Here is a 25176-nt window from a genome sequence, read left to right as displayed (position 1 = left end):
GATCATAAATCTTGAATGATGTAAGGTGATAACCCGCCTACCGGCCTCCCCATAGTGGAGTAAAAGAAGGCATTATACTTTTGTCGCAGCAGAACGAGGAGGCTCGCATGGCCGCACAGCAGGAAGGCACCGGGCTTAGTGCCCATACCGTGGCACGGTGGGCCATTGTCGTTCCGGCATCGGTCGTATTGGGCTGGCTGTTTAGCATGTGGCACGTACCTGCGGCCTGGATCTTGGCAGCGATCCTCTCCTCCGGCGCCATGGCGCTTTGTACTGGGGAAGATCTGCGTGTGAACCGGATTTTTTATAGCATGTCGCGTGGTTTTATCGGCATGATGGCTGCCATTCCGCTGACCGTGGTGCCGGTGGGCCAATTGCTTGGCTTCCTGCCTGCCGCCCTGACAATCTCCTTTGTCACACTGATGGTAGGCGTTATCGGCGGCCAACTCTTACACCGCGCGCAGCCAGACGATGTCTCCTCAGAAACCGGCATTTTATCCATGCTGCCGGGCGGTGCGTCCCTCATGCCCGCGCTTGCCGACGAACTCGGTGCCGACTTCCGCTACGTCGCCCTCACTCAATACCTGCGCCTCTTAGTAGTCTCGGTATCGCTACCGGCCGTGGTCGCCTTATTGGACACGCCTGCCGGCAAGGGAGCGGATCTTTCGGTCGACGGCGAAACTACCTGGTGGATAGTTGCCCTAGTGATTGCCATTGCCTGCATAGGAGAAAAGGTAGGCAAGTTCCTCCATCTCCCCGCCGCCGCGGTGCTCGGCCCATTGCTGCTGACGGTTCTAGCCTCTTTCGTGTTGCCGGAGGGCCACACGCTCGAACCGCTCTATGCCTTTAAGGTGATGGCCTTTTTGTCCATTGGTTGGGTCTGCGGCGGTGGGCTTTCGCTGCCGGCGCTCAAGGCCTTTGCCAAGCAATTGCCCGCCACGGTTCTTTTCATCGTGGTCATCATCGGTATCTGCGCGGCCACCGCCTGGCCGCTAACCAAGTGGCTGCACATCACTTACTTCGAGGCCTACCTGGCTACCAGCCCCGGCGCGCTAGAGACGGTACTCGCACTCTCGGCGGAGGGCGGGGCCGGCCCAGCGGTCATCGCAGTCCAGCTCACCCGCCTCATCGCGGTACTGGTCGTAGCGGGCTACTTGCCACAGCTGCTACGCCTGGCCCAGCGACTGCTGCGCCGCTAGTTATCCAGAACGGCCTCGCGCAGCACGGACATCGGCACGGAACCAAGGGCGAGGGCCTCGGAGTGGAACTCGCGCGCACTCATCCCCTGCTTCTCGGCCGCGGCGCGGGTCTCCTGCCACAAGCGCTGGCCCAAAGCATAGGACGGCGCCTGGCCCGGCCAGCCGAGGTAGCGATTGACCTCAAAATTGAGGTTCGCATCATCCATGGCGGTGTTTTCACGCATGAAGGTCTTCACGTGCGCCTTGTCCCACACGCCGGACGTCGAGCAATCCGGCAACTGCTTGCCCAAGTGCAATCCGATGTCCACGACCACGCGGGCAGCGCGCAGGCGCTGCGCATCCAACATGCCCATGCGGAAGCCCGGATCGTCCATGTAACCCAGCTCGGCCATGAGTTGTTCGGCGTAGAGAGCCCAGCCCTCGCCATGACCAGAGTTCCACGTCACCGCGCGGCGCCACAGGTTGAGATCCTCCTGCACCAGTGCGGAACCTAGCTGCAGGTGGTGGCCCGGCACGCCCTCGTGATGAACGGTGGTCAGCTCTTGCCACGTGTGGAAGGTGTCTTGTCCTTCTGGCACGGACCACCACATGCGGCCCGGGCGGGAGAAGTCATCGCTCGGCGGGGTATAGAAGATGCCGCCGGTACCGGCCGGATCGATGCAGCACTCGATCTCTTCTACTTCTTCCGGAATATCAAACTCTTTGCCGTTGAGCTCTGCGATAACGCCATCGGCGGTAGATTGCATCCACTCCACCAAGGCATCGGTGCCACGCAGGGTATAGCGCTCCTCGTGGTTGAGCTTGCGCATCGCCGCGCGTACCGAGCAATCGGAACCATAGAGCTCGTGGGCGATCTTTTCCTGCTCCGCTCGCAGGGTGCGCACCTGATCAAGGCCCCATTCATAGGCCTCATCGAGGTTGACGGCATCGCCTACAAAGAGCTTGGAAAAGCGTTCGTAGCGCTCGCGGCCCACGGCATCCTTCGCGGGCGCTTGAGGCTGCAGGTCATTGGACAGCCAATCGGAGAACTCGCCAAAGGCTTCCTTGGCCTGCTCCACCTCAGCGGAGTCGGTGTCGAGGCCGAGGGACTCGAGCATCGAGTCGGCGTCGGCAAGCCGCTCGCACTGCACAATGACCTCGGAGATCTGGCGGTGCGGTGCCACCATGCCGTGGGAGGCCGCTTCCTCCAAGGAGCTGCGGTATCCGGCCAAGGAGGTCTTCACCTTGGACAGGCGGGAGCGAATAGCATCGCGGTCCTCGTCCGTATCCTGCGGCATGAGCAGCAGGGTATCGCGGATGGTCTGGACCGGTGAGGCGATATTGTTTAGGCAGCGCACATCCTCGCTGTGGTGGTGCAGATCTAGATCGAGGCACAGGCGATCACGCAAAACGGCCGCGGTGACGTAGTCCACCTCATCAAAGTCATCCTCATCATCGGATTCATCGGTGGTGTCATCCAAGGCATCCAAGTCCGCGACCATCTCACGGGTGCGATCCGCGATGGCGGTGAAGTATTCGGGGGAGAAATCCTGCAATTCGCCCTCGAAGCCATCAATGCCCCACGCGGTGGCATCGGTGGGGGAAAGCTCGGCTAGGTCGTGAACGAAGTTATCGCACGAAGCGTCCAGTAGAGAGGGCTGGCGCTTAGCGGTCTGCTCAGAACTCATAACGAGGAAGTCTATCCCTAAGTATCAGCTATAGGCCACCCGGGGAGGATGAAGTTGCGAACTTGTTAGCTAATCGTTGTCCCACTTTGTGCCGGGATAGTTCCAGTGGCTGAATTCATCCAGGATGTCCTGCGGTTTCTCTTTCATTACCAGCGCGTCTACAAAGCGCGGCAAGATAAAGCCGGATTCGGCCATGGCGGCGTACATGGCGTAGAAGGGGCGCCAAAAGTCCGCGGTATTAACTAGGCCTACTGGGCCGCGGATGTGGCCCAGCTGCTGCAAGGTGAGTACCTCAGTAAGTTCTTCAAGGGTGCCAACGCCGCCGGGGAGGCAAATATAGGCATCGGCAAGCTGCTCCATGCGGGTCTTGCGCTCAGCCATGGAGCCCACGACCTCTAGGGTGGTCAGGCCGGGGTGGGAAATCTCTAGATCCACCAGTGACTGCGGCATCACGCCGGTGACGGTGCCGCCGGCGGCTAAGCAGGCTTGCGCCACCTCGCGCATCAAGCCGATATTGCCGCCGCCATACACCAAGTTCAGGCCGCGTCGGGCCAGTTCGGTGCCCAATTCCTGTGCCGCCTGAGTATAGGCCGGGGAATTTCCTGTTGCTGAACCACAATAAACCGCTACTGACTGCATGCTCTCCAGCATAGATATCTGCGCCCCCACCACCACCCTTAGACTATTCGGTACATGAGACTTTTATCAGGTTAGACAAAGCAGTCTGGGATGCTTATACTCCTTTTTATGATCAAATCTGGCCCAGTGTTCACGCGGCCCCGCACGCCGGCCGCAAAGTGCCTCCATTTGGTGCGCCTGAACCCGATCATCACCCGGAGCGAGTTGGTGGAAGCCACCGGACTTTCCCAGCCCACCATCACGCGCGCTACTACTTCCCTACTCAACGCGGGCCTCATCCAGGAACGCACCGACCTCACCCAGTCCCGTGGGCGCGGCCGGCCAACTGTGCCGCTTGAGGCGGCCGATAATGACTGGGCGCTCGGCGGCATCTCCGTGGGCACTAAGCAGACCTACATCGGCCTCTATGACATCAAGGGCCGCACCTTAAGCGAAGAAGAGTTGGCCACGCCGGTAGCAAACCTCAGCGAGGATGACTTCCTCGAGCACATCATGGCCGGCATCAATCGCATGATGACCAACCTGAACCACCGCTTGGTCTCCCTCGGCGTGACCACCTCCGGCACCGTGGATGACAACGGCTTGGTCACCGCAGAAAACCTCAACTGGCACGGCGTGGACATCGCCGAACGCCTGCGCTTCCAGTTCGGCGTACCCGTAGTAGTCTCCTCCGCGATCCCCGCTATTTTGGGTTCCGAAACCCAGGCGGCCGAGATTGGCACCAGCGAGCGAGTTCTGGTGCTCTTTGCGGATGATTCCATCGGCTCGGCACTCTCCATCGAGGACGAGGTCAGCCCCATTATTCCCGTGCCGCAAACGCACTCTGATCTGCTTGGTCACGGCGCCTCCGAGCGCCTGCTGGCCACCCAGCACGTCCTAGAGAAGGTGCGTCACGAGGGCGTGGAGGCAGCCACGCTTGCCGACGCCGCCCAGGTAGCCGACTCCCACCCCACCATCCGCGCCATTCTGGACGAGCGCGCCCGCCAATTGGGCGCCATCGCTACGGAACTGGTCAAGGCTCACTCCCCGGCCACCGTGGTCATCGCCGGCGGCGCGTTTACCGACGACCCGAAGGCCCCCAAGCAATTCGCCGCCACCGTCCGCGCCTCCGTAGGCGATGAGTTGCAGCTGCGCATGATCCCCAGCCATAAGGAGATTGTGCGCGCGGTAGCCCGCACCGTGGCCACCGATCAGCTGCTGCGCCAACCGCTGGAGCTGGGCCGCTCACTCCAGTGTGCTTAGCACCTCGCGTACCGAGTCGATACCGCGAAAGAGGTGGGCATTGAGCCCGCAGTAGCTAGCCCCCTCCACGTAATCGATGCGGTCATCAAAAAAGTGCGTATCCTTCGGCTGCGCAGAAAGCGCATCCACGGCCACGCGGTAGGCCTCTGGGTGCGGCTTGGCCACGCCAATATCGCAGCTGAAGGTCACCGCCGCACAGTCCTCCAGCCAGGTATGCTTCTCGCGCACCTGCCCCGCCAGCGTGGTGGGAATATTGGACAAAATGCCCACGCTATAGCCTTCCCCGATAAGCCCCTTGACCAAAGCGACCATCCCCTGGTCGGCCTCCAGCAAACCGCGGTTTTCACACGCTACCGCCTCCGCGACGGGTATCTCCCCCAACCCTGCGCGGGCCGCTACCTCATTCCAAAAGTGGCTATCACTAAAGATGCCGGCATCATAGTCCGGGCGATAAAACCCGTAGGCCTCCCACATCGCCTCGGCATCGGATGGCGCGAGGAGGCGCTCCAAGGCTGCATGACTTTCTGGGGTAGCCGGGCGCATGAGCACGCCATACATATCAAAAAGGAGTTTGGGCATAACGAGAGCCAGTTTATGCGCGTTTCGGCGCTTGGGTCAGCACGGCTACGATTCCCACACCGGCGCCGGCCACAAAAACGGGCAGCATCGCGGAGACCTGTTCCATAGACAAGGCGAAAATGCCGCCGATCGCACCGATGAGCAGCATGCCACCAAGGCTATACAGCGAGCGAGTAACCAAGCCGCGCTTTCCCGCGGCACCGTACACCAGCAGCGCGAGCCCGGCGAATGGACCGAGCATGAGCGCCGCAGTGGTCAGGAATACCCCCAAGGCCACGTGGGTGGACATAATCGCCGCTCCCACGATGAGAAAAAGCGCCAGGATCAAAAGCGTCATGGCACAGAAAGCCTTGCGTTGTGTTGACATAGAAGCAATCCTCCCACGGCACTGCAGTGCCGTGGGAGGATTGCTCTAAATCTTGATGGGTTTGTTATTCACCCAGGCGCGCTTAGGCAGCGCCACCTTCGGTGCGACCAGCCAAGCGCTCATCGATGCGTAGCAGGCCAGAGCCGTCATTTCCTACCAGCTTGATCTGATCCAGAATCTCAGAAACGGTGGCTTCTTCTTCCACCTGCTCGCTCAAGAACCAATCAACAAGCTGGCGAGATTCCAGGTCCTGTGCGTCCAGCGCCGCGCGAGCGATGGTGCGGATTTCCTCGGAGACCTTCTGCTCGTGCTCCAGGGAAGCCTGGAAAGCATCTTGCGGATTAGCAGCCTTCACGGAGCCGACCGGGATGTCGTTGAGTTCTACGCGGTAACCGCGGGAGAGCAAGTGGTCCGCAATCTTCTCGGCATGCACGCGCTCTTCAGCGGCCTGGCCCATGAACCAATCGCGCATACCCGGGAAGGAAAGATTATCCATCTCGAAGGCCAACTGGGTATAGACCATGGAAGCGCCGTACTCGCTAATGACCTGGTTGTTCAGGAGGGTTTGCAGTTTCTCGTCCATTGTAAAAACCTTTCTGTGCGGGAAAATTAATTAGTGCTAAGCACCACACTACCGAAGATTCTCCCGCAATCCAGCAAGGCCTACTTAAGTAAACTTGCACGTCATTACGCTTTTTTAGATTGGATAACCTAAGTTAGCCAAGACAAAGCTAGCCACCGCGCGCAGGCAAAGTTCCCCTAAGAATGCGAGGTCATCGCGGATACTCTGCTTTTATGCCGACGCGATTCCGCGGCCAATTCGGCATTCACTGCTTAAACCCTCGCACCCTAGGCTATAAATGTGACTTTAGTCACCTAAGCGGCCGCTAAGGCGATTAAGGCGCTGTGCACTGGCTCCCTCCAGGCCGCGAAACTCTACTTCGATGCCCCGATCGGCGTACTTCTTCTGCACCGCATCCAGCGTCGCCACGGTGGAGGCATCCCATACCTCGGCCTCGGCCATGTCTACCACCACGCGCTGGGTGTCCAGCGTGTAATCGAAGGCGTAGACCAAGTCATTGGAAGAGGCGAAGAAAAGCTGGCCGCGCACTGCATACTCGGCATCGCCTACTTGTTGTACCTCCACCAGGTGAGCCACGCGGCGAGCAAAGCCAATGGATGCGGTCACCACGCCGAGCACCACACCGACCGCCAAGTTATGCGTAGCCAGCGTGCCTACGACCGTCACCAGCATCACCAGCGTTTCTGATAGCGGCATGAGCTTAAGCGTGCGCGGGTGAACCGAGTGCCAATCCACCGTAGTTGCGGCCACGATGATCATCACCGCCACCAGGGCGGCCATCGGAATGCGGCCGACGGTCTCGCCAAGAAGAAGGCACAGGATAAGGAGGAAGGCGCCTGCGAGAAACGTCGACAAGCGCGTGCGCGCCTGCGATGCCTTCACGCCGATCATGGTCTGGCCAATCATGGCACACACGCCCATACCGCCAATGGCCGCGGCGAGGATGTTGCCCACGCCCTGGCCAAAGGACTCGCGCGTTTTATCGGAGTGGGTATCCGTAATATCATCCACCAGCTTGGCCGTTAGCAGCGATTCCATCAGCCCCACCAAGGCCATGCCAAAGGCATAGGGCGCAATCAGCTGCAAGGTATCCAGGTTCCACGGAATATCCGGCACGAAAAGCCCCGGCAGCGAGGTAGGCAGCTCGCCTTGGTCCGCCACATCGGGGACCTTCCACCCGGCCGCGACCGCAATGATGCTGACCACCACAATGGTAACGAGCGGGGCGGGAATCACCGTGGTCAGCCGCGGTAGCCCCAACATAATTGCCAAGCCAATGGCCACCAGCACATAGACCATCCACGGCACATCACTAAGGTGCGGCAGCTGCGTAGTAAACATCATGATTCCCAGCGCATTCACAAACCCCGTCATCACCGAGCGCGGGATAAAGCGCATGAGCTTGGCGACGCCCACCGCAGCCAAGACCACCTGCATGATTCCCGCCAAGAGCACCGCGGCGACCACGTAGTCATGCCCATGTTCATGCGCGAGCGGTGAGACAACGAGCGCCACCGCGCCGGCCGCCGCGGAAATCATCGCCGGCCGGCCGCCGGTAAAGGCAATGGACATTGCCATCACGACGGAGGAAAACAATCCCACGCGCGGGTCCAAGCCCGCAAGGATGGAAAAGCTTAAGACCTCCGGGATCAAAGCAAGCGCCACCGCCAGACCGCCGAATACCTCTTTGCGCAGCCGCGCGGGCGAGGAAAATGCATAACGGAAACTGGCGATGACGCCGGTTGGGGCAGGCTGTTCTTTAATCACGCCTGCACATACTAGTGGACTTTAGGAGCCTTCCTTAAAGGAGCCATCTGCAGTGATAACTGGCAGCACAGACCAGGCGAAGTTGATCCACTGATCGGTCTTCTTCCACGAAAAGTCCGGTTCAAAAATGGTCTTCGGTTTGGTGTAAATGACGGCCGAGCGCACCTCGTCTGCGGTTTCCTTAAGCAGATTAACCACCAGATCCAGGGTCTTGCCGGAATCTGCAACGTCATCTACTACCAATACCTTCTTGCCCTTCAGCGAATCCGTATCCAACTGCGGCGACAAGATGATCGGCTCTTCCAAGGTCTGTCCGATATCGGTGTAGAACTCCACATTGATAGCGCCCATGGCCTTCACACCGATGGCATAACCGATAGCACCGGCTGGAATGAGGCCGCCGCGGGCGACGCCCACGATGAGGTCAGGGAACCAACCAGATTCCACAATCTGTTCCGACAGGTTACGGCTCGCCTCGCCGAAGACCTCCCAGGTGAGGTTTTCCCGGTCCGGGTGGATCCAATTTTCAGTCACGATTGTGTGGCTCCTTTTGCGTCATGGGATTTCTTTGTAGTTTAACGAGCATTGCCTGCCAAAGAAAAGGCACCTACCGGAATGGAACCTCGCCCAAAGTCCGGCGTAGCTTGCGCGTGCGCAGGCGCTCCGGATTTTCGGCTAGATGCTCCATCGCACGCACCGCGCACATTACGTGAGCTTCCTTCGAGTTGGAGTAGAAGGCCTGCGCCTGGGCCGGCAGCTTCGGCACCGCGTGTAGCGGCAGGTCAGAGACCGAAAGGAGAGTTCCATAAGGAACGCGGTAGCGGTAACCATTGGCCGCGAGCGTGCACGATTCCATATCTACGGCCACCGCGGTGGAGGTACGCAGCCACTCCCACAAATCCCGGTTAGTGCGCCACTCCCAATTGCGATCATCGGTGGAGAGCACCGTGCCCGTTCGCATGAGCGAATTATCGTCGCCGTACACCGCCTTCACCGCAGACTCGAGCATGCGCTGTACCTCCGGAATCGCCGGGATGGGAGAGGTCGCCGCGACCTTTTGATCCAAGATGTGGTCATTGCGTTGATAGGCATTACCCAAGATGAGGTCACCGATGCGCATGCGTCCGTCCATGCCAGCGCAGTGGCCGATCATGATCCAGGCCTCTGGCCGCAGCACCGCCAAGCAATCCGTAATGGTCTTGGCGTTGGAGGGCCCTACACCGATATTGATCATCGTGATGCCATCACCACCGGCAGTGATCAGATCAAAGCGCGGCATTTGATAGCGAGAGGTCAAGGTCAGACCGTCCACATCGAGGTCCACCGCATCGTTGGGATGAATGGTCTCCCCATTGGGCAGCACCAAGGCGGTATAACGCGAGTCTTCCCTGGTCAACTCGTGCAAACCGAATTTCACAAACTCGGTGGTGTGCATCGCGTAGTTAGTAAACAAAATGTATTTTTGCACCGTATCGACCTCGATGCCGGTGTAATGCTCAATGCGTGCACACGCGATATCAAAGCGCTGGGCGCCAAAATGAAAAAGCGGCTTTTCCGCACCGTGGAAGGCCTCCCATTCGCCATCAATGATTGCATCATTGACCTCATCCAGCGTCGGACGCGGAATAGGCCCGCGTTCCTGCGGTGCTTTCCTTGTGTCCTTGATGTACTCCGGTGGAATGCGCTGGTCGGATTGGCCAACAAAGATATCGCACGGATAATTCCCCGCCAGGCGAGTCAGCTGCTCGTGCAGGTAGTCCCTAATAATGTGCGGCTTGGAGATTACCGCCGAGTACTTGCCGGCCTCGTTAACGTAGCCGAAGGGCTCGGAACGATCGATCGGCTGCCATTTGCGGATATCCACCGTGACCTTGGGATAAACCACATAGCGATAGTCATCAAGGTTTCCTGATTCCAAAGTCTTGCGCGCAAGCTCGCAGGAATTCTCGTAAATCTCGATCAGACGGTTTACCGCCTCATCAACGGAGTGGACATGCTGCAGATCGGTCATAAGCGCGAGTGTAGCGGGGACTTCGCAGCGCGGCAGCGGTCCGCGCATTTCATTATTCTTTTCCGCGGTAGCTTCAGTGATACCACTACTGACATGATTTACTGCGAGAAAACCAAAGGCCTAGGATAAGTCCTTTTAGCTGCTAAGAGTGTCAAAGCAAAGGTCTCAAAGGGAATGCGACGAAGAGCTCGACTATGTCAATTCGGGCATCGTCCCATCAATCCGAAGTATTCCTAATTCACATTGTCCCCAGTATGAGAGCGAGAAGAGGCACTAGCCCCAATACTGCAGACGATTCCTACTAGGACTGCACCTAATGCTCCTAACAGGATTCCCGTGGAGGAGGGCAACAGTAATCCACCCGCTGCGGAGCCGACTGCCGAGCCAAGGTAGTTCGCAGATGCATTAGCAGCAACAGCAGTCGCCCCTTCATCAGGGTTTGCACTGAGCATCGAATGCTGCTGCGGTGCCATAGACGACCACCCCAAAAGCCCCCAAGCAAAAAGACACACCACTGCCACCACGTGGCTCGAAGGGAAGAGCAGCAGTAGAGCGAAATCAGTCACGAGTAATGCAATGATAGTGACCGTTAGTTTGCGTGAACTATTAACCTTGTCAAGCACCCTCCCAATCCCAAAAGCACCCACTGCCCCGCCGATACCCCAGACCCACATGCCAGCAATGGTGTCTACCTGCACACGATCAAGCACTACAGGAATATAGGTGTACAACCCCAGCGAACCCACTCCCACAAAGAAAGTAACTAAGGTCGTCAGGAAGTTATCCACTCGGCCGATGACTCGGAGTCGCTGCCCCAACGAGGAGGAGGGCACAGCTGGTACCACACTCGCTTTGCGCAACGCTAGACCCGCTAACGCCACTATTCCAATGGCCGAGACCAAACCGATGGTAGCCCTCCAGCCTAGCTGTTTAGCTACCCCCAATCCCACCGGTACGCCCACGACAGTTCCCACCGCTAAGCCAGCCAGCACCATTGACAGTGCGCGCCCGCGATACTTTGCTGGGACAGACATCCCCGCTACGGCTGAGGACAACGGCGAATAAATTCCCGCTGCTGCACCTGCGATTAAGCGCGACACTAGAAAAACGCTCACTGTAGGCGAAACTGCAGTCACGACATTCGCCAAAGAAAACACAGCAACAGCTCCAAGCAGACCACTCCGCGGATCTTTGCCTGCCCTACCCGAGAACAGCGGACCAGATATTGCGTACGCGCCGGTAAAGGCGGTAACGCCCAAGCCGATCACACTGCCACTTGTACCCAAGTCGTTTGCAATCTGTGATAGCAGCCCAGCGATAACATATGCGTCCAATCCGAGCGCTACACTGCCCAAAACTAACGGCCACAGCTGTTTAAGCATTCGAAATCACCATATCGAGCAAACCAGGGAACCGTTCGTCTAGATCGCCTCTGCGCAAAGAGATAACACAAGTTCGTCCCTGGCTTCTTGTCCACGTCACACCGGCTTCACGCAGCTGCCGAGTGTGGTAGGTCAGGGTAGATCGAGGCAGGTCATCAGCGAGCGTCAAACTATCGTGCTCCTGACCGTCTGCCAGGCGCCTAACCATCTCTAACCGGATGGGATCACTTACCGCAGCCAGAACACGGACGAATTCAAGGTCCTCGGTGGCCGGATGCTCATACTTTCGTGGGCTCATCACAACTCCAATCGTGCAAGAATTCCTGAACGATTGACCACAGTAAGCTACCCGAGAGATTCGTGCAAGATTTCTTGCACGAATGCAGGTGCGCAGATAAAGCCCCACCCAGACAGCGACAAATGAACACCGGAGTCTTGAGGAGCTCTATTTTTAGATACCAAGCTTTCAACCCCAGACGTCTCTAATTCATAACCTTCAACGTTGGCACAATAAATCGAGCCAAGTTTATGAAAGTAGAGAGCCCTATTCCTTCTTCTAACGGTGCGTACAACGTAGCTTGATTTAATAGACCCTTCTACCCAAAAATATGCTCGAAGGTTCTTTGGTCAGGAAAGCATGACAGACACCGTCACCCCTTCAGGGAAAAGCAACTAATCTGCAGCACCAGAAATGATTTAGAGAACGAACAATCGCTGGTGACCAGTTGAAATGTTTAGTTCTCACGCGCTTGCAGTTGGTTAAATGCGCAGGGCACACCGAAGCCCTCGACGCATAAGCGTTATGGATACCAACTCGCACCCCTCCACTGCACAGAATTGCCACTGCAAGAGTAGTTCCCTGCAGAAAATGGCGTCAGCTACTCCTAGACTCCTGGGGAGGTAACAAAGCGGTATCCCAATCCAGGTTCAGTAAGCAGATATTGGGGATCAGAGGGATCGGTTTCCAGTTTGCGGCGCAGCTGCGAGGTATAGATGCGCAGGTAGTGGCTTTGCCCTTCGAATCCCGGGCCCCAAATCTCTGCGAGGAGGTCTTCTTTGCGCACCAAACCGCCGTGGGCACGCAGCAGCGTTGTAAGCACGCCCCACTCAGTAGGGGTCAGGTGAAGGGGCTTTCCTGCCTTGGTGATGGAGTGTCGAGGGACGTCGATCAGCACATCGCCCGCCCGCACCATCGTGGCTTCCCGCTGAGCAGATGGATGCTGGGGACTGCCATGCCGCAAAGCCACGCGCACGCGGGCCAAGAGCTCTTCCATAGAAAAGGGTTTGGTCACATAATCATCAGCACCGCGATCTAGGGCCGAGGCACTAAATAGGGGATCGGACCGGGCCGTAAGAATCAGAACGGGAATTGCTGACCACCCTCGAATCCCATCGAGGACCTCCCGCCCATCCATATCCGGCAGACCCATATCCAAAATCACCACATCGGGCTGATGCTGGGAGACCACCTGCAGACCCTCCGCCCCGGTGCTGGCTGAATACACCTCATACCCACGCGCTTTAAAATTAATGCTCAAGGTTGTGAGCAAACGCGGATCATCATCCACAATGACAATCGTGGCCTTCTTATCAGTCATGGCTTTTCTCCTCCCGCAGCGGGAAACTCAGGATAAAGGTCGCTCCTGGAGTGGTCTCTACGGTGATAGTACCGTCCATGGCCTCCACAAATCCGCGTACAACGGAGAGGCCTAAACCTACCCCGTTGTCATTGCTGGTATCGCCCAAGCGCTGAAAAGCTTGGAAAAGCTCCTGCTGCTTTTCTGGTGAAATTCCCGGCCCTTCATCGCTCACACTCAGCTCCACACGTTCATCCTTAACCTGCGCATCAACGTTGACTGGTCCGCTCGGCGCATAGCGCAAAGCGTTATCGAATAGGTTCGCCAGCACGCGTTCCAGCAAAACGCTATCCGCGCAACAGGTGCGGCCACGGAGTCCAGAACAAATATGAATGCGACCAAGTTGGTCCTTGCTATGTCCAAAGGCACAGGAAGCAATAGCCCGATTGGCTACCTCATATAACTCCACAGTATCCCGGCGTGCAGTTACCGCTCCTGCACTCAAGCGCGAGTGATCCAATAGGTTGGTCACGAGCAGCGTGAGTTGATCGATGCTAGCTGCGGTTTCCGCCAGCAGTATTTCTTGATCCTCTGGGCTGAATTCGATTTCGGAATTCCGCAAAGAGGACACAGCCAGCTTGGCCGTTGCTAGGGGCGTGCGCAGATCGTGGCTCACGCTCGATAGCAGTGCACGACGCAATTCATCAGCGGCAGCAATGGCATCGGCACGTGCGGCTTCAGCCGAAAGCTTGTCGCGGCGCACTATGCCGGCTAAGTAACCTGCCACAACCGCCACCAAAGCACGGTCGCGGGCGGATAACGCTGGGCCTTCCATCACAATCTGGACCGTAGTGTCCTCGCTGGAGACCAACGTTTCTACCTCACGTTTATGAGTCTTTGCGGGGATATGCAGGTGTCTACTTTGCCGGGGCGAGGCCGCCGAAGCGTGCCAGGTAGAGAGTATGTCCCCGGAGGCGTCAAGAAGCACGGCCTTATGGCAGCCGAAGGTCTCTCCTACCTTGCGAAGCACTGCGTCGATGGGAGATACGTCCGCACGGCGGTTGAGGGCTGCGCGGGAAAAGACCGTCAAGAGCTCAGCATCGCGCGTGGCAATGGCCGCATTATGGTGCTCTATTTTGGTGCGCCGCACTTGTAGGCCCACGGCCAGGGCAATGGCTACCATGACCACGAGGATGACAGCGTTAGCTGGCTCAGCAATATCGAACGTGTACAGGGGCTCGGTAAAGAACCAATTGACCGCCAAGCCCGAGGCAAACGCAATAATTACCGCCGGCCACAGGCCAGCGAGCGTGCTCACGAGGAGGATCAGCGCAAAGTAAAAAGCAGAACACGTGCCTGTTCCCAATGCTGAGCCGTCGATGCCTTGCAACAGTGCGGTCAAGGCGATGAAAGCGACAGCTGCGCCTACCCAAGACACCGCCCGGCGCGGGAGGGAATGCAATGGTCGCAGCAGTGGTGAAAGAGGCGAGGGTTTATCGGACGGAAGATTAACAATGTGACAATCAATCTTGCCTGAATCCCGCAACACGGCCTCAGCAACGGTGCCGCGCCAGTGCAGGCCTAAGCGACGCCGTGGTGAAACCCCCAGGACCAACTGGGTGGCGTTGACGCTGCGGGCAAAATTAAGCAGCGCTTTTGGCACCGAGTCACCGGTGACCTGATGCAAACGGGCACCCACGTCCTGAGCCAAGGATTGTAATTTGGCCAGTTGTTGAGCGGAACCTGCAACGGAAGATTCACCGGAAGAAAAGGAGTCCCCAAAAATTACGTGGACTACATGTAGCTCGGCTGAGGATTTGGATGCGATGCGGCGCCCGCGGCGAATGAGCAGTTCTGCGTGCGCGACGTTCTGAATGGCCACAACCACCCGTTCCCGCGCCTCCCAGGTATCAGTAATGTCTTGCTCAGAACGGTAGGATGCGAGAGCCTCATCAACCTGGTCCGCCAACCACAGTAGGGCTAGCTCCCGCAATGCAGTCAGATTCCCAACCCTAAAATAATTATTCAAGGCTGGGGCAATGCGCGCTTCTTTATAGACTTGGCCATCCCTCAAGCGGGTGCGCAAGAGCTGCGGGGATACATCCACCAACTCGATCTCATTCGCCGCACGCACCACCTCGTCTGGCACCGTCTCCTGCGGGGAAATACCGGTGATCTGGTTTATTACGTCATTAAGGCTTTCAAGGTGCTGGATGTTCAGGGTAGAAATCACATCGATTCCTGCGACTAGGAGTTCCTCTACGTCCTCCCAGCGCTTAGCGTGTTCCTCACCGCGCGGATTGGAATGGGCAAATTCATCGACCAGAACGGTTTCCGGCTGGCGCGAGATGATGGCTGCAGTATCGAGTTCTCCGGTGGATAGCCCGGCGGCGTAGCGCCGCGGGATGGTCTCAAGGCCATCACACAGCGCCCGAGTGAATTCGCGCCCATGATCTTCCACGATGCCAATGACCACATCGCGGCCGGCCAGCACAAGGCCGTGCGCCTCGTTGAGCATTGCACAGGTCTTACCAGACCCAGGCGCCGCGCCGAGGTAGATCTTCAAAGCGCCACGCTTGGTGCGCGCCGGAACTTTCTTGTCGTTCATATGGCACTCATCTTATGAGCAGGACGGGGGATTGGGCAGCGCTCGGTTGAGAGTAGTGACGTTAACTGCGTCTTCGCCCAGGAACCCGAGGCTGGCATGCTCCGTGTTGTCCTCGATGAGGCTTCGCACCTCTTCGGTGCTCATCCCCTGCTCTCGTGCGACACGCGGAGCCTGTAGTTCAGCGTACGCAGGGCTAATGCCAGAGTCGACACCAGAGCCGGAACCGGTTACCGCATCGGTGGGAACATCTTCTGGAGCGGCGCCTTCGCGCTTGGCGATGTCCCCGCGCCGTTGCTGCACGGCTTTTTCTAGCTCGGAGCTACTAGCGCCGTAATTGCTCATGCCTTCGGAACGGGGGAAGAAGTACGGGCCTTCGGTCTGGCCATCTTGGAGCTGGGTCGAGCCAGCTAGGCACTCACCTTGGTAAATGAGGTTGCCCTCGGCGGAGTCCGGCTTGATGCGGGAGATTCCCCACACGGCAGCGGGATAGATCATTCCTAGTGCGATAACGCACAATAGTACGGCTACGAATCCAGCGGCGAGGTTACGAAAATAGACACGCATTTTTGGTCCTTCTTTTTCTATATACCTGGAAGCAGGTTGACTACCTGGTCAATGAGCCAGATGCCTAGGAATGGGGTGATCACGCCGCCCAGGCCCCAAATGCCCAGGTTACGGCGTAGCAGGGACGAGGCGGAGGCCGGCTTATAAGCCACGCCCTTGAGCGCCAATGGGATAAGAGCAACGATGATGAGCGCGTTGAATACGACTGCAGACACAATGGCGGATTGCGGCGAGTGCAGGTGCATCACGTTGAGGCGCTCGAGGTGCGGAAGCTGGGTAGAAAACAGGGCCGGCAAAATGGCGAAGTACTTCGCTAAGTCATTAGCCAAAGAGAAGGTGGTAAGCGCCCCACGGGTGATGAGCAACTGCTTGCCAATGCGCACGACATCGATAAGCTTGGTCGGATCAGAATCCAAGTCCACCATATTGGCGGCTTCCTTCGCTGCAGAGGTACCAGTATTCATGGCCACACCCACGTCCGCCTGCGCCAGCGCCGGCGCATCGTTGGTACCGTCACCGGTCATAGCGACCATGCGGCCGTGCGCCTGTTCCTCGCGGATCCTGGCCAGCTTGTCTTCCGGGGTGGCCTCCGCGATGTAATCATCGACGCCTGCCTCTTTCGCAATGGCCGCTGCCGTCAACGGGTTATCGCCGGTCACCATGATGGTTTTGATGCCCATCTGGCGCAGTTCGGCGAAGCGCTCCGCCATGCCCGGCTTGACGACGTCACTGAGCTGCACCACCGCAATAACCCTGCGGGTGCCGTCGGATTCTTCCACGGCAACGGGCAGCGGGGTTCCACCACCTTCAGCAATCTGGGTCACGGAGTCTTCAATTTCTTGTGGCCAGTCGCCACCTGCTTCAGTTACCCACCGGCGCACGGCGTCGCCGGCACCCTTACGCAGCTTTCGGTCTCTCAGGTCAAGCCCAGACATGCGGGTAGAAGCGCTAAATGGAATGACCTCAGCGGTCTTTTCTTCCTCTCCTGCTTCGGTAGAAAGGTGATAGTTTTCGGTCAACCACAACACGATGGAGCGACCCTCCGGGGTCTCATCGGCAACCGAAGCAACGCGGGCTATCTCCGCAGCTTCCTGCTCATCGACACCGCGCGCAACGATAAGCCCGGTAGCCTGCCGGTTGCCATAGGTGATGGTGCCGGTTTTATCCATGAGTAGGGTCGCTACGTCTCCCGCCGCCTCCACCGCGCGTCCGGACGTAGCCAGAACATTGTGGTGCACGAGGCGGTTCATTCCCGCGATTCCCACTGCGGATAGCAGGGCAGCGATGGTGGTTGGGATGAGGCAGACCAACAGGGCCACCAGCGAGAGCGGGGAGAGCTCCGCGCCGGTAAACAACCCCATTGGGGCCAGTGCGGTAACCGCAATGAGGAAGAGAATAGTCAGGGTAGACAGGAGGATGCTCAGCGCGATCTCATTCGGGGTCTTGCGGCGCTCCGCTCCCTCCACCAAGGCAATCATCGTATCGACGAAGGTCGATCCCGGCTCCGAGGTGATCCGTACCAGGATGGAATCAGACAAGACCACGGTACCGCCGGTTACAGCACAGCGATCGCCGCCGGCCTCGCGAACCACGGGAGCAGACTCGCCGGTAATGGCAGATTCATCGACGGTTGCCGCGCCTTCAATGACGTCGCCGTCGCCCGGGATCGTCTCTCCGGCCTCCACGCGCACGATAGCGCCCTTGGTGAGCTCAGAAGCGGCAATGACCTCGATGCCGCCATCGGTGACCAGGTTAGCGGTGGCGTCATCACGCACGGCGCGCAAGCTATCCGCTTGGGCTTTACCGCGGCCTTCGGCATATGCCTCAGCAAATGCGGCGAACGCAATGGTAAACCACAACCATACGGTTACCACCCAGCCATAAACGCTGGGGCTAAAGATGGACCACAGGGTAGTCAGCGCGGCACCTACCCACACCACGAACATGACGGGGTTGCGGGCTTGGGCGAGCGGGGACATCTTGTGCGGCAACGACTTTAACGCTGCCGCAGCCAACCCACTGTTTTTGGTGGCAGAGCGCTGAGGAGTGCGTTGCTCAGTGGTCATAGTTGGTGTTGTCATGAGAGTGCCTCCGAAATGGGACCCAAGGTAAGAACGGGGAAGAAGGTAAGGGCGGCGACCAACACAATGACGCCGATGGTAAGCAGCGCGAAGGTCACACCGGACGTCGGCAAGCTGCCGGCGGTAGTGGCCTGCCGGCGTTGACCGGCTAAGCTGCCCGCCAAATACAGGGTGAAAACGATGGGGAGGAAGCGGCCCAACAGCATGGCGATTCCGAGCGTGACCTGCCACCAGGGCTCGGTTACCGTCAGGCCGGCGAAGGCCGAGCCGTTATTATTCGAGGCCGAGGTAAAGGCATAGAGCACCTCGGAGAGACCGTGCGCGTTATCCGGGGTTCCAGGCGCGCCGTAGTTGGTCGCCGAAAGCTCCACCAGCTTGCGCTGAGCCACCGATGCGCCCACGCCTACCAGGACGAGGACCGGCATGGTGAGGATGTACAGGCTCACCGCGGAGATTTCCTTGCGGCCGACCTTATTGCCCATGAACTCCGGTGTGCGCCCAACGAGCAGGCCGCCGATAAATACGGCGAGGATTGCTACCATCAGCAGACCGTAGAGACCCGTGCCCACGCCGCCTGGTGCAATTTCGCCCAGGAGCATATTGAGGATCAACAAGCCGCCACCCAATGGTGAATAGCTATCGTGCATCGAATCGACCGCACCGGTAGAAGTGCCCGTGGTAGACACCGCAAAGAGTGCGGAAGCGTCAATACCTAGGCGCTGTTCGATGCCCTCCAAGTTGCCGCCCGCAGCCTGAGCTGCCGCACCGGTGGTAGTGTGCTGTGCCCATACCACCAAGGCAACCATAACGGTCCAAATGCCGCCGATGACGCCAAGCAGGGTCCAGGCATGTTTTTGCGATTTCAGCATTACCCCATAGGCACGGATAAAGCAGAAAGAGATAACCAGCAAAGAAAAGATTTCCACGAGGTTGGTAAAACCAGTGGGGTTCTCAAAAGGGTGCGCCGAGTTGGCGCCGAAGATGCCACCACCATTGGTTCCCAGCAATTTAATTGCCTCCTGGCTAGCTACCGGAGCGCGCGGAATATCCACGCCCGCGGAGCTCACCAGGTTGGACCCGAAGGTTTGCATGGTTCCGCCCAAGATGAGGACGAAGGAAATCAATAGAGAAAGCGGCAAAAGAATGCGCACCAAACCGCGGGTGAGGTCAACCCAGAAATTTCCGATGAGGTGCTGTCCGCTCTCAGAGCCCAGCTTGTCACGACCATATCCCAAGTGACCGATACCGCGAATGAGCGCAACCGCCACACACATGCCGACAGCCGCGGAGGCAAAGTTCTGGACGGTCAGGCCAAGCATCTGCGCACCATTGCTCAGGGTTTCTTCGCCCGAATAGGACTGCCAGTTGGTATTGGACACGAATGACGCCGCCGTATTGAACGCCATCCACGGTTCCACCGCTGCGGAGCGGGAATTGCCAAAGCTAGGCACAACGGTTTGTAGGCGCTGCACCGCGTAAAGAACGAGTACGGATGCCAAGCTGAAACCAAGCAATGCACGGCTGTAATTCTTGCTGTTATGCCCGCGGTTTGGGTCAACGCGCAGGACCTTATACACCGCACGCTCTATCGCCCAGTCCTTGTCAGAGGTGTAGCTGCGTGCGATCCAGTTGCCCAAAGGAACATATGCCGCCGCGAGCAAGACGACGAGGGCGAGGAACTGCGGTAACACCGCCCCAACGCCGGCGATCATGCGAAACGCTCCGGATCAACTAAGGAAATGATGAGGTAGGTCACCAACGCCACAACAATGACGAGGCCAATGACCGCTGTAATGGTGTTCATGGTTATGCATCACCGTCCAGAAGCTCGTTGAGGACGGAGGGACAGCCAACCGTCAGGATGGCTATCAGGATTGCCACGATGTCTAACATGTGGGAAACCCCCTTGTGCGAGTGAAACTTTCCTGTGCCTGACAGGTATGCCTGCCAGGTGCCGGTACCAAGGCAGCACCTGCTACGCACAAACGTTAGGACCACACCCCCGCTGCCCTAGGCAATCTTTGCGCTATCTTTACGCCTCCCGCTCGCAATTTTTATATTTCCTTTACACCCCCTTTGCACCGCCTTTTCTTCCGGCCAGGAACCGCCCCTTATCCACAACGAAGGCCCGCCGACAGCACATCGGCGGGCCTTCTCCCCATGACTAATCTCTCGGTACCCAAGGAGGGAGTGGAGCGCACCCTCCTGCAAGCACCGCCCGTGATTAGGCAAGCCTAAGTTTATAAACCTTTAGTAGGATGGTCAAGGGTTTGCCCATAAATTTCTTAATTCCTACCAAAAACACAGTTAACCTGCAATAACGAGTACAATCCGGAACCCTGGCTGAGTTGAAATCCACTATTTCCGAACAACTCCGCAAATTCTGGCGTGCCAGCGAGAAGGAATTGACCGATTCCCCGCGTCACGGCATCGCCTCCCCTGCCGAAGCCACGGCACTGCGCGAGGAGGTCGCGGCCGAGATTGCGGACCTCATCAAAGCGCAGAAGGTCAAGACCAGCCCGGGCGATACTGCCCTCGACGCCGATGCGGCCGCCACCCTCCCGCTAGGTGCACGCATGAAGCCACGTGGGATCTTCGAAGACGACTGGGGCGCACGCCCCAGCGCGCAGCGCCCCTGGCCGGTCATCCTCATCCACGGCACCTGCGATACCAAGGGCGTATGGCAAATCCTCGGCAATGAGCTGCGCCAAGACGGCTGGGCGGTCTTCGCCCCTGACTACGGCCGTCGCGCCACCCAACCCCTCGCAGAATCCGCCCAGCAACTCGATGCTTATATCCACACCGTGCGCATGGCCACCGGCGCGGATAAGGTCATCCTCATCGGCCACTCACAGGGCGGGCTGCTCGCCCGCTATTGGATGCGCATGATTGGCGGCGCCGAGCATGTCCTCCATCTGATGTGCATCAGCGCGCCAAACCACGGAACTACTTACGGCGGCATCGTCAGCCGCCTCATTCGCACCCCGCGCCAAGAGGCGGTAATGCGCTCCGTCATCGATGGCTGGTTTGGGCCGGCGGGAATGGACCAAATTGTCGGCAGCGAAGCGCTACGCGAGGCCAATCGCGATGGCGACTTGGAATCTGGCGTGAGCTATACCTGCATTGCCACACGGTCTGATGCCGTCGTGGTCCCGCCCGAGACCTGCTTCCTTGATCCCCGCGGCGTCGCAGAGGGCACCGTGCGAAATATTTATGTCCAAGACTTCGACCGCCGAGCAGTGGTCATGCACGAGGATATGCCCATGGATAAGCGCGTCCATGCCATCGTGCGCACCATCTTGGAATTAGTAGAGACTATCCCCCGCTAGTTAGAGCTCCAGCTCATCAAGGACCGCGTCAAAGGCTGGGCCCACCTGCGTGCGCCACAGCGTATCCACCTTCTGATCACCCCGGCCGGGGCCGCCATTGATGACGGCTACGCGCTTGCCCTGCTTCTTTGCCTCCAGCACAAAGCGATACCCACTCATCACCGCAAGAGAGGACCCAGCCACCAGCAGCGAGCGCGCCTGTCCCAACACGGCAAAGGCGGCATCGCGGCGCTCAGCCGGCACGGGCTCGCCAAAGTAGACGACGTCCGGTTTCAATAATTCCGATCCACACCGCTCGCATCCGGCCATGCGAAACGCCGCCACATCGGATTCATCCAGGGTCACGTCACCATCCGGATTCACTTGGTCCGCCTCCACCACTAGGCGCTCCAAGTACCCCGGGTTCGCAGCGGCCAAGCGCGCATCGAAATGCGTCCGCGCCTCCCGATATCCGCACATCAGGCACACGACGGTTTCCATATCGCCATGCAGCGCCACCAAGTTCGCGGTCCCGGCCTGTTTATGCAGTCCATCAACGTTTTGGGTAACCACGCCATTAACCAGCCCGGCGCGTTCCAGTTCCACGAGCGCGTAGTGCGTGCGATTCGGCGCCGCGGAATCCATGACTCGCCACCCCACAAAGCTGCGGGCCCAATACCTATGGCTCGCGGCCGGGTCGTGGCGAAATTCCTGATAGGTCATCGGCCGGTGCCTACTCAGCGAGCCGCGCGGCCCTCGATAATCCGGCACGCCCGACTCCGTCGACACCCCAGCCCCCGTCAGCACCATCACTGGGCCCTCACGCAGCTGCTTGACGACGCCCCCCAAAGCCCTCCCCGGCTCCGTATGCGGCGCCGATTCCTCTACCACTCGGGCGATCGAGCGCAGCGCGGACTGATGAGCAAGGGAGACGGCAGGATCCATGCTCCCGATGCTAGCTTTCGGGCAAGTGCTCTACGTATAGCCACTCCGAATCCAGCTCCCCGTGGCGCGAGCACTTGGTATGCCAGCCATCGGGGCGCACCTGGGCCACCATGCGGCGACCACAGATTTGGCAATAGCGCGGCACATCGAGGCCAGCTGCGGCTGCAGGGTGCAGCGTAAAGACCTCCTCGATCGGCTTACCGGTATTCGGATGGAAAATCGGCTCGTCCCCAGCTAGGACGGCAGCGGCCAATTCGGAAGTCGGCTCGGATAAACCAGCCACTACAGGGCCTTAATCGGCAGATCGATGCGGTTCAACATGTCCACATCCTTTTCAATCTGCTGGCCCAAGGTGGTCAGGTAGTTACCGGCAATGATGGCGTTGATGCCGCCGAGGAGGCCGCGCTCCGTGCCGTCGTCGCCAAGCGAAAGCTCGCGGCCACCAGCAAAGCGCAAGGTGGTAGACGGCATAGCCAAGCGGAATGCCGCCACGGCGCGCAGGCCTTCACCCAGCGGAACCAGCGGGCGATCCGCAAATGGGGTGCCCGGGCGCGGATCCAGGAAGTTCATCGGCACCTCGCACGGGTCAATCTCTGCCAGCTGCGCGGCGAACTCGGCGCGCTGTTCCAAGGACTCGCCCATGCCGATGATGCCGCCGCAGCAGACCTCCATACCTACCTCGCGCACATAGTCGAGGGTCTGCTTGCGCTCCTCCCAAGTGTGGGTGGTGACCACATTGGGGAAGAAGGAACGGGACGTCTCCAGGTTGTGGTTATAACGCTGCGCGCCCATATCCTTTAGGCGCTGGGCCTGCTCGCGGGTCAGAGTGCCCAGGGAGCAGGAAATCTCAATATCGACGGCATCATTAATCGCGGCAATCGCCTCACCTACCTGGTCCAGCAAGCGATCATCCGGGGACTTCACCGCAGCGACGATGCAGAACTCAGTAGCACCGGTCTTGGCGGTCTTCTGCGCCGCCTCCACCAACTCCGGGATGTTGAGGCGCACGGCGCGCACTGGGGACTCGAAGAGGCCGGACTGAGAACAGAAGTGGCAATCTTCTGGGCAGCCGCCAGTTTTAATGGAGATAATGCCTTCCACCGATACGTCTGGACCACACCACTTCAGGCGGGTCTGGTGAGCGATATCGGCGATTTCCTCCAATTGGGAATCCGGGACCTGTAGTACTTGCAGTAGTTCTTCCTGGTTCAGGCCTTTGCCTTGCTTCAGCGCTTTTTCACGGGCGATGTCAATAATGCTCATGGTGTGAACCATACTTGAACAGCGTTCAGCTTTGGTTAAAATCACATAAAATTTTTCCCAGCGTTAGGCTCGGTAGCATGACGCTTTATGATGACACCCTCTCCCTCCTCCAAGAACTTATCCGCAATGCCTGCGTAAACGACCTCACGCCGGACTCCGGTCACGAGGTACGCAATGCGGATAGTTTAGAAAAATTCTTCGCGGGCGAAGACGTGCAGATTGAGCGCTTCGAGTCCCACCCAGGCCGCGTTTCCATCGTCGTGACCGTCCCCGGCGATCCGGACAAAGAACCGCTCACCCTCATGGGGCATACAGACGTCGTCCCCGTCGACGAACCTAAATGGACCAAGCCTCCCTTCGAGGCGCTCATCGAGGACGGCAAGCTCTACGGCCGCGGTTCCGTAGACATGCTATTTATTACCGCCACCATGGCCGCCGTCACGCGCGAGGTCGCCCGCACCGGCAATACGGGCGGCACCCTTGCCTTCGTCGGCATGGCCGATGAAGAGGCCCGCGGCGGTCTCGGCGTGCGCTTTATGTCCGAAAACCACCCCGATGCCTTTTCCTGGAAGAACTGCTTATCTGAAACCGGCGGCAGCCACCTGCCCGGCGCGGTGGGTTTCAACGTGGGTGAAAAGGGCGCCGGCCAGCGCCGCCTGCACGTACATGGCGATGCCGGCCATGGCTCCACCCCTTATGGCAAGGACTTTGCCATCGTAAAGATCGGTGAGGTGGCCCGCCGCATCGCCGCCGCTGAGCCGCCCACGGCTTCCAATGAGATCTGGGAGGGCTTCGTGCGCACCTTCAAATTTGACCCCCAGACCGAGCAGGAGCTTATCGACGGCACCGGTGACTACTCCAAGTTCGGCAACCTCGACGCCTACGCGCATGCCTTTAGCCATACCACCATCGCCGAGACCGTCCTGCGCGCCGGCGGCGCCATTAACGTGCTGCCTTCACATGCCTACCTGGAAATGGATGTGCGCCCCTTCCCCGGCCAGACCCAAGAGGATCTGGATGACTTCCTGCGCAGCGCGCTTGGAGACATGGCCGATGAGGTAGAAATCGAACACCTCATTACTGAAGATGCCACGCAATCCTCCACCGATACCGAGCTGTGGCGCGCCATTGAGTCCACCTCCAAGGAATTCTTCCCCGATAAGGACGTCGTCCCAGTTCACGCCACCGGCGGCTCGGATCTACGCTTTGCTCGCCGCAAGGGCGGCAACGCCTATGGCTTTGCCATGCACGCCGAGGGCCGCGATATGGCCAGCGCCAATTCACAGCTGCACAGCCACGACGAGCATCTCTACTTGGAGGATCTGAAGCTCACCGTGCGCGCTTACCGCAGCCTGGTTAATCGCTTCCTTGGCCTGTCACAGGCATAACAAGTG

General features: G+C 58.8%; 22 protein-coding genes. 4 read left to right on the top strand and 18 right to left on the bottom strand.

Going from position 1 to position 25176, the window contains the following annotated elements; all coding sequences use genetic code 11:
• Positions 1-107: 107 nt before the first annotated feature.
• A complete protein-coding gene (locus tag WMP96_RS02575) occupies positions 108-1199 on the top strand; it encodes an AbrB family transcriptional regulator (protein ID WP_301715930.1) in 1092 nt (363 codons plus the stop codon).
• Here the strand turns inward: WMP96_RS02575 and WMP96_RS02570 are convergent.
• Together WMP96_RS02570 and WMP96_RS02565 are read right to left on the bottom strand one after the other, a co-directional pair.
• A complete protein-coding gene (locus tag WMP96_RS02570) occupies positions 1196-2866 on the bottom strand; it encodes a DUF885 domain-containing protein (protein ID WP_340432115.1) in 1671 nt (556 codons plus the stop codon). The two genes, WMP96_RS02575 and WMP96_RS02570, sit on opposite strands and share 4 nt — an antisense overlap.
• Positions 2867-2935: 69 nt before the next feature.
• Positions 2936-3505, bottom strand: coding sequence for an LOG family protein (locus tag WMP96_RS02565; RefSeq protein ID WP_301715908.1), 570 nt, complete (start codon positions 3503-3505; stop codon positions 2936-2938).
• Between the two features lie 108 nt (positions 3506-3613).
• Between WMP96_RS02565 and WMP96_RS02560 the strand changes: the two genes are divergently transcribed.
• The gene (locus WMP96_RS02560; RefSeq protein ID WP_340432114.1) at positions 3614-4747 is read left to right on the top strand and encodes an ROK family transcriptional regulator; all 1134 of its coding nucleotides are present in this window, start codon (positions 3614-3616) and stop codon (positions 4745-4747) included.
• Here the strand turns inward: WMP96_RS02560 and WMP96_RS02555 are convergent.
• From WMP96_RS02555 to kdpF, 13 genes are all read right to left on the bottom strand, one after another.
• Positions 4730-5326 (bottom strand): HAD-IA family hydrolase, encoded by a 597-nt coding sequence (locus tag WMP96_RS02555; RefSeq protein ID WP_340432113.1) that lies wholly within the window; start codon positions 5324-5326, stop codon positions 4730-4732. The genes WMP96_RS02560 and WMP96_RS02555 overlap by 18 nt on opposite strands.
• A gap of 13 nt (positions 5327-5339) precedes the next feature.
• Positions 5340-5693, bottom strand: a complete 354-nt coding sequence (locus WMP96_RS02550; RefSeq protein ID WP_200288422.1) for a hypothetical protein — start codon at positions 5691-5693, stop codon at positions 5340-5342.
• An 82-nt stretch (positions 5694-5775) separates the two neighbouring features.
• On the bottom strand, positions 5776-6276 hold the full coding sequence (locus tag WMP96_RS02545; protein WP_023020290.1) for a ferritin: 501 nt from the start codon (positions 6274-6276) through the stop codon (positions 5776-5778).
• Between the two features lie 285 nt (positions 6277-6561).
• The gene (locus tag WMP96_RS02540) at positions 6562-8043 is read right to left on the bottom strand and encodes a SulP family inorganic anion transporter (RefSeq protein WP_301715911.1); all 1482 of its coding nucleotides are present in this window, start codon (positions 8041-8043) and stop codon (positions 6562-6564) included.
• Positions 8044-8064: 21 nt separating this feature from the next.
• Complete coding sequence (locus WMP96_RS02535; RefSeq protein WP_005326355.1) at positions 8065-8577, bottom strand: phosphoribosyltransferase; 513 nt, start codon at positions 8575-8577, stop codon at positions 8065-8067.
• A 73-nt stretch (positions 8578-8650) separates the two neighbouring features.
• Entirely contained in the window at positions 8651-10054 is a 1404-nt protein-coding gene (gene amn, locus WMP96_RS02530; RefSeq protein WP_301715912.1) for an AMP nucleosidase, read from the bottom strand.
• Between the two features lie 233 nt (positions 10055-10287).
• Complete coding sequence (locus tag WMP96_RS02525) at positions 10288-11436, bottom strand: MFS transporter (protein WP_301715913.1); 1149 nt, start codon at positions 11434-11436, stop codon at positions 10288-10290.
• Positions 11437-12320: 884 nt separating this feature from the next.
• Positions 12321-13034 (bottom strand): response regulator, encoded by a 714-nt coding sequence (locus tag WMP96_RS02520; RefSeq protein WP_239206736.1) that lies wholly within the window; start codon positions 13032-13034, stop codon positions 12321-12323.
• Positions 13027-15621: an ATP-binding protein gene (locus WMP96_RS02515; RefSeq protein WP_301715914.1), complete on the bottom strand. Its 2595-nt coding sequence runs from the start codon at positions 15619-15621 to the stop codon at positions 13027-13029. Before WMP96_RS02515 ends, WMP96_RS02520 begins: the two co-directional genes overlap by 8 nt.
• Before the next feature lie 12 nt (positions 15622-15633).
• Positions 15634-16185, bottom strand: coding sequence for a potassium-transporting ATPase subunit C (locus tag WMP96_RS02510; RefSeq protein WP_301715915.1), 552 nt, complete (start codon positions 16183-16185; stop codon positions 15634-15636).
• A gap of 17 nt (positions 16186-16202) precedes the next feature.
• On the bottom strand, positions 16203-18266 hold the full coding sequence (kdpB, locus tag WMP96_RS02505) for a potassium-transporting ATPase subunit KdpB (protein WP_340432112.1): 2064 nt from the start codon (positions 18264-18266) through the stop codon (positions 16203-16205).
• A complete protein-coding gene (gene kdpA, locus WMP96_RS02500; protein ID WP_301715917.1) occupies positions 18263-19978 on the bottom strand; it encodes a potassium-transporting ATPase subunit KdpA in 1716 nt (571 codons plus the stop codon). The genes kdpB and kdpA overlap by 4 nt, the downstream gene beginning before the upstream one ends.
• A complete protein-coding gene (kdpF, locus tag WMP96_RS02495) occupies positions 19975-20070 on the bottom strand; it encodes a K(+)-transporting ATPase subunit F (protein ID WP_005328272.1) in 96 nt (31 codons plus the stop codon). Before kdpF ends, kdpA begins: the two co-directional genes overlap by 4 nt.
• Before the next feature lie 535 nt (positions 20071-20605).
• Between kdpF and WMP96_RS02490 the strand changes: the two genes are divergently transcribed.
• The gene (locus WMP96_RS02490; protein ID WP_301715918.1) at positions 20606-21595 is read left to right on the top strand and encodes a lipase family alpha/beta hydrolase; all 990 of its coding nucleotides are present in this window, start codon (positions 20606-20608) and stop codon (positions 21593-21595) included.
• On the opposite strand, the gene WMP96_RS02485 is transcribed toward WMP96_RS02490, so the two are convergent.
• From WMP96_RS02485 to bioB, 3 genes are read right to left on the bottom strand one after another with little or no spacing between them, the layout of a single operon-like run.
• Positions 21596-22519, bottom strand: coding sequence for a Sir2 family NAD-dependent protein deacetylase (locus tag WMP96_RS02485; protein WP_340432111.1), 924 nt, complete (start codon positions 22517-22519; stop codon positions 21596-21598). It lies immediately after the preceding gene.
• A gap of 10 nt (positions 22520-22529) precedes the next feature.
• Positions 22530-22802, bottom strand: coding sequence for a biotin synthase auxiliary protein BsaP (bsaP, locus tag WMP96_RS02480; protein ID WP_023020278.1), 273 nt, complete (start codon positions 22800-22802; stop codon positions 22530-22532).
• Positions 22802-23782, bottom strand: coding sequence for a biotin synthase BioB (gene bioB / locus WMP96_RS02475; RefSeq protein WP_301715919.1), 981 nt, complete (start codon positions 23780-23782; stop codon positions 22802-22804). Before bioB ends, bsaP begins: the two co-directional genes overlap by 1 nt.
• 77 nt (positions 23783-23859) lie before the next feature.
• On the opposite strand from bioB, the gene WMP96_RS02470 reads away from it, so the two are divergent.
• The gene (locus tag WMP96_RS02470; protein ID WP_301715920.1) at positions 23860-25170 is read left to right on the top strand and encodes a M20/M25/M40 family metallo-hydrolase; all 1311 of its coding nucleotides are present in this window, start codon (positions 23860-23862) and stop codon (positions 25168-25170) included.
• The last annotated feature ends 6 nt before the right edge of the window (positions 25171-25176 follow it).

Source organism: Corynebacterium sp. KPL4035, from assembly GCF_037908325.1.
Lineage (GTDB): Bacteria > Actinomycetota > Actinomycetes > Mycobacteriales > Mycobacteriaceae > Corynebacterium > Corynebacterium kefirresidentii.
Note: the sequence above shows the minus strand (reverse complement) of the source record. Positions and strands in the feature narration are given on the sequence as shown.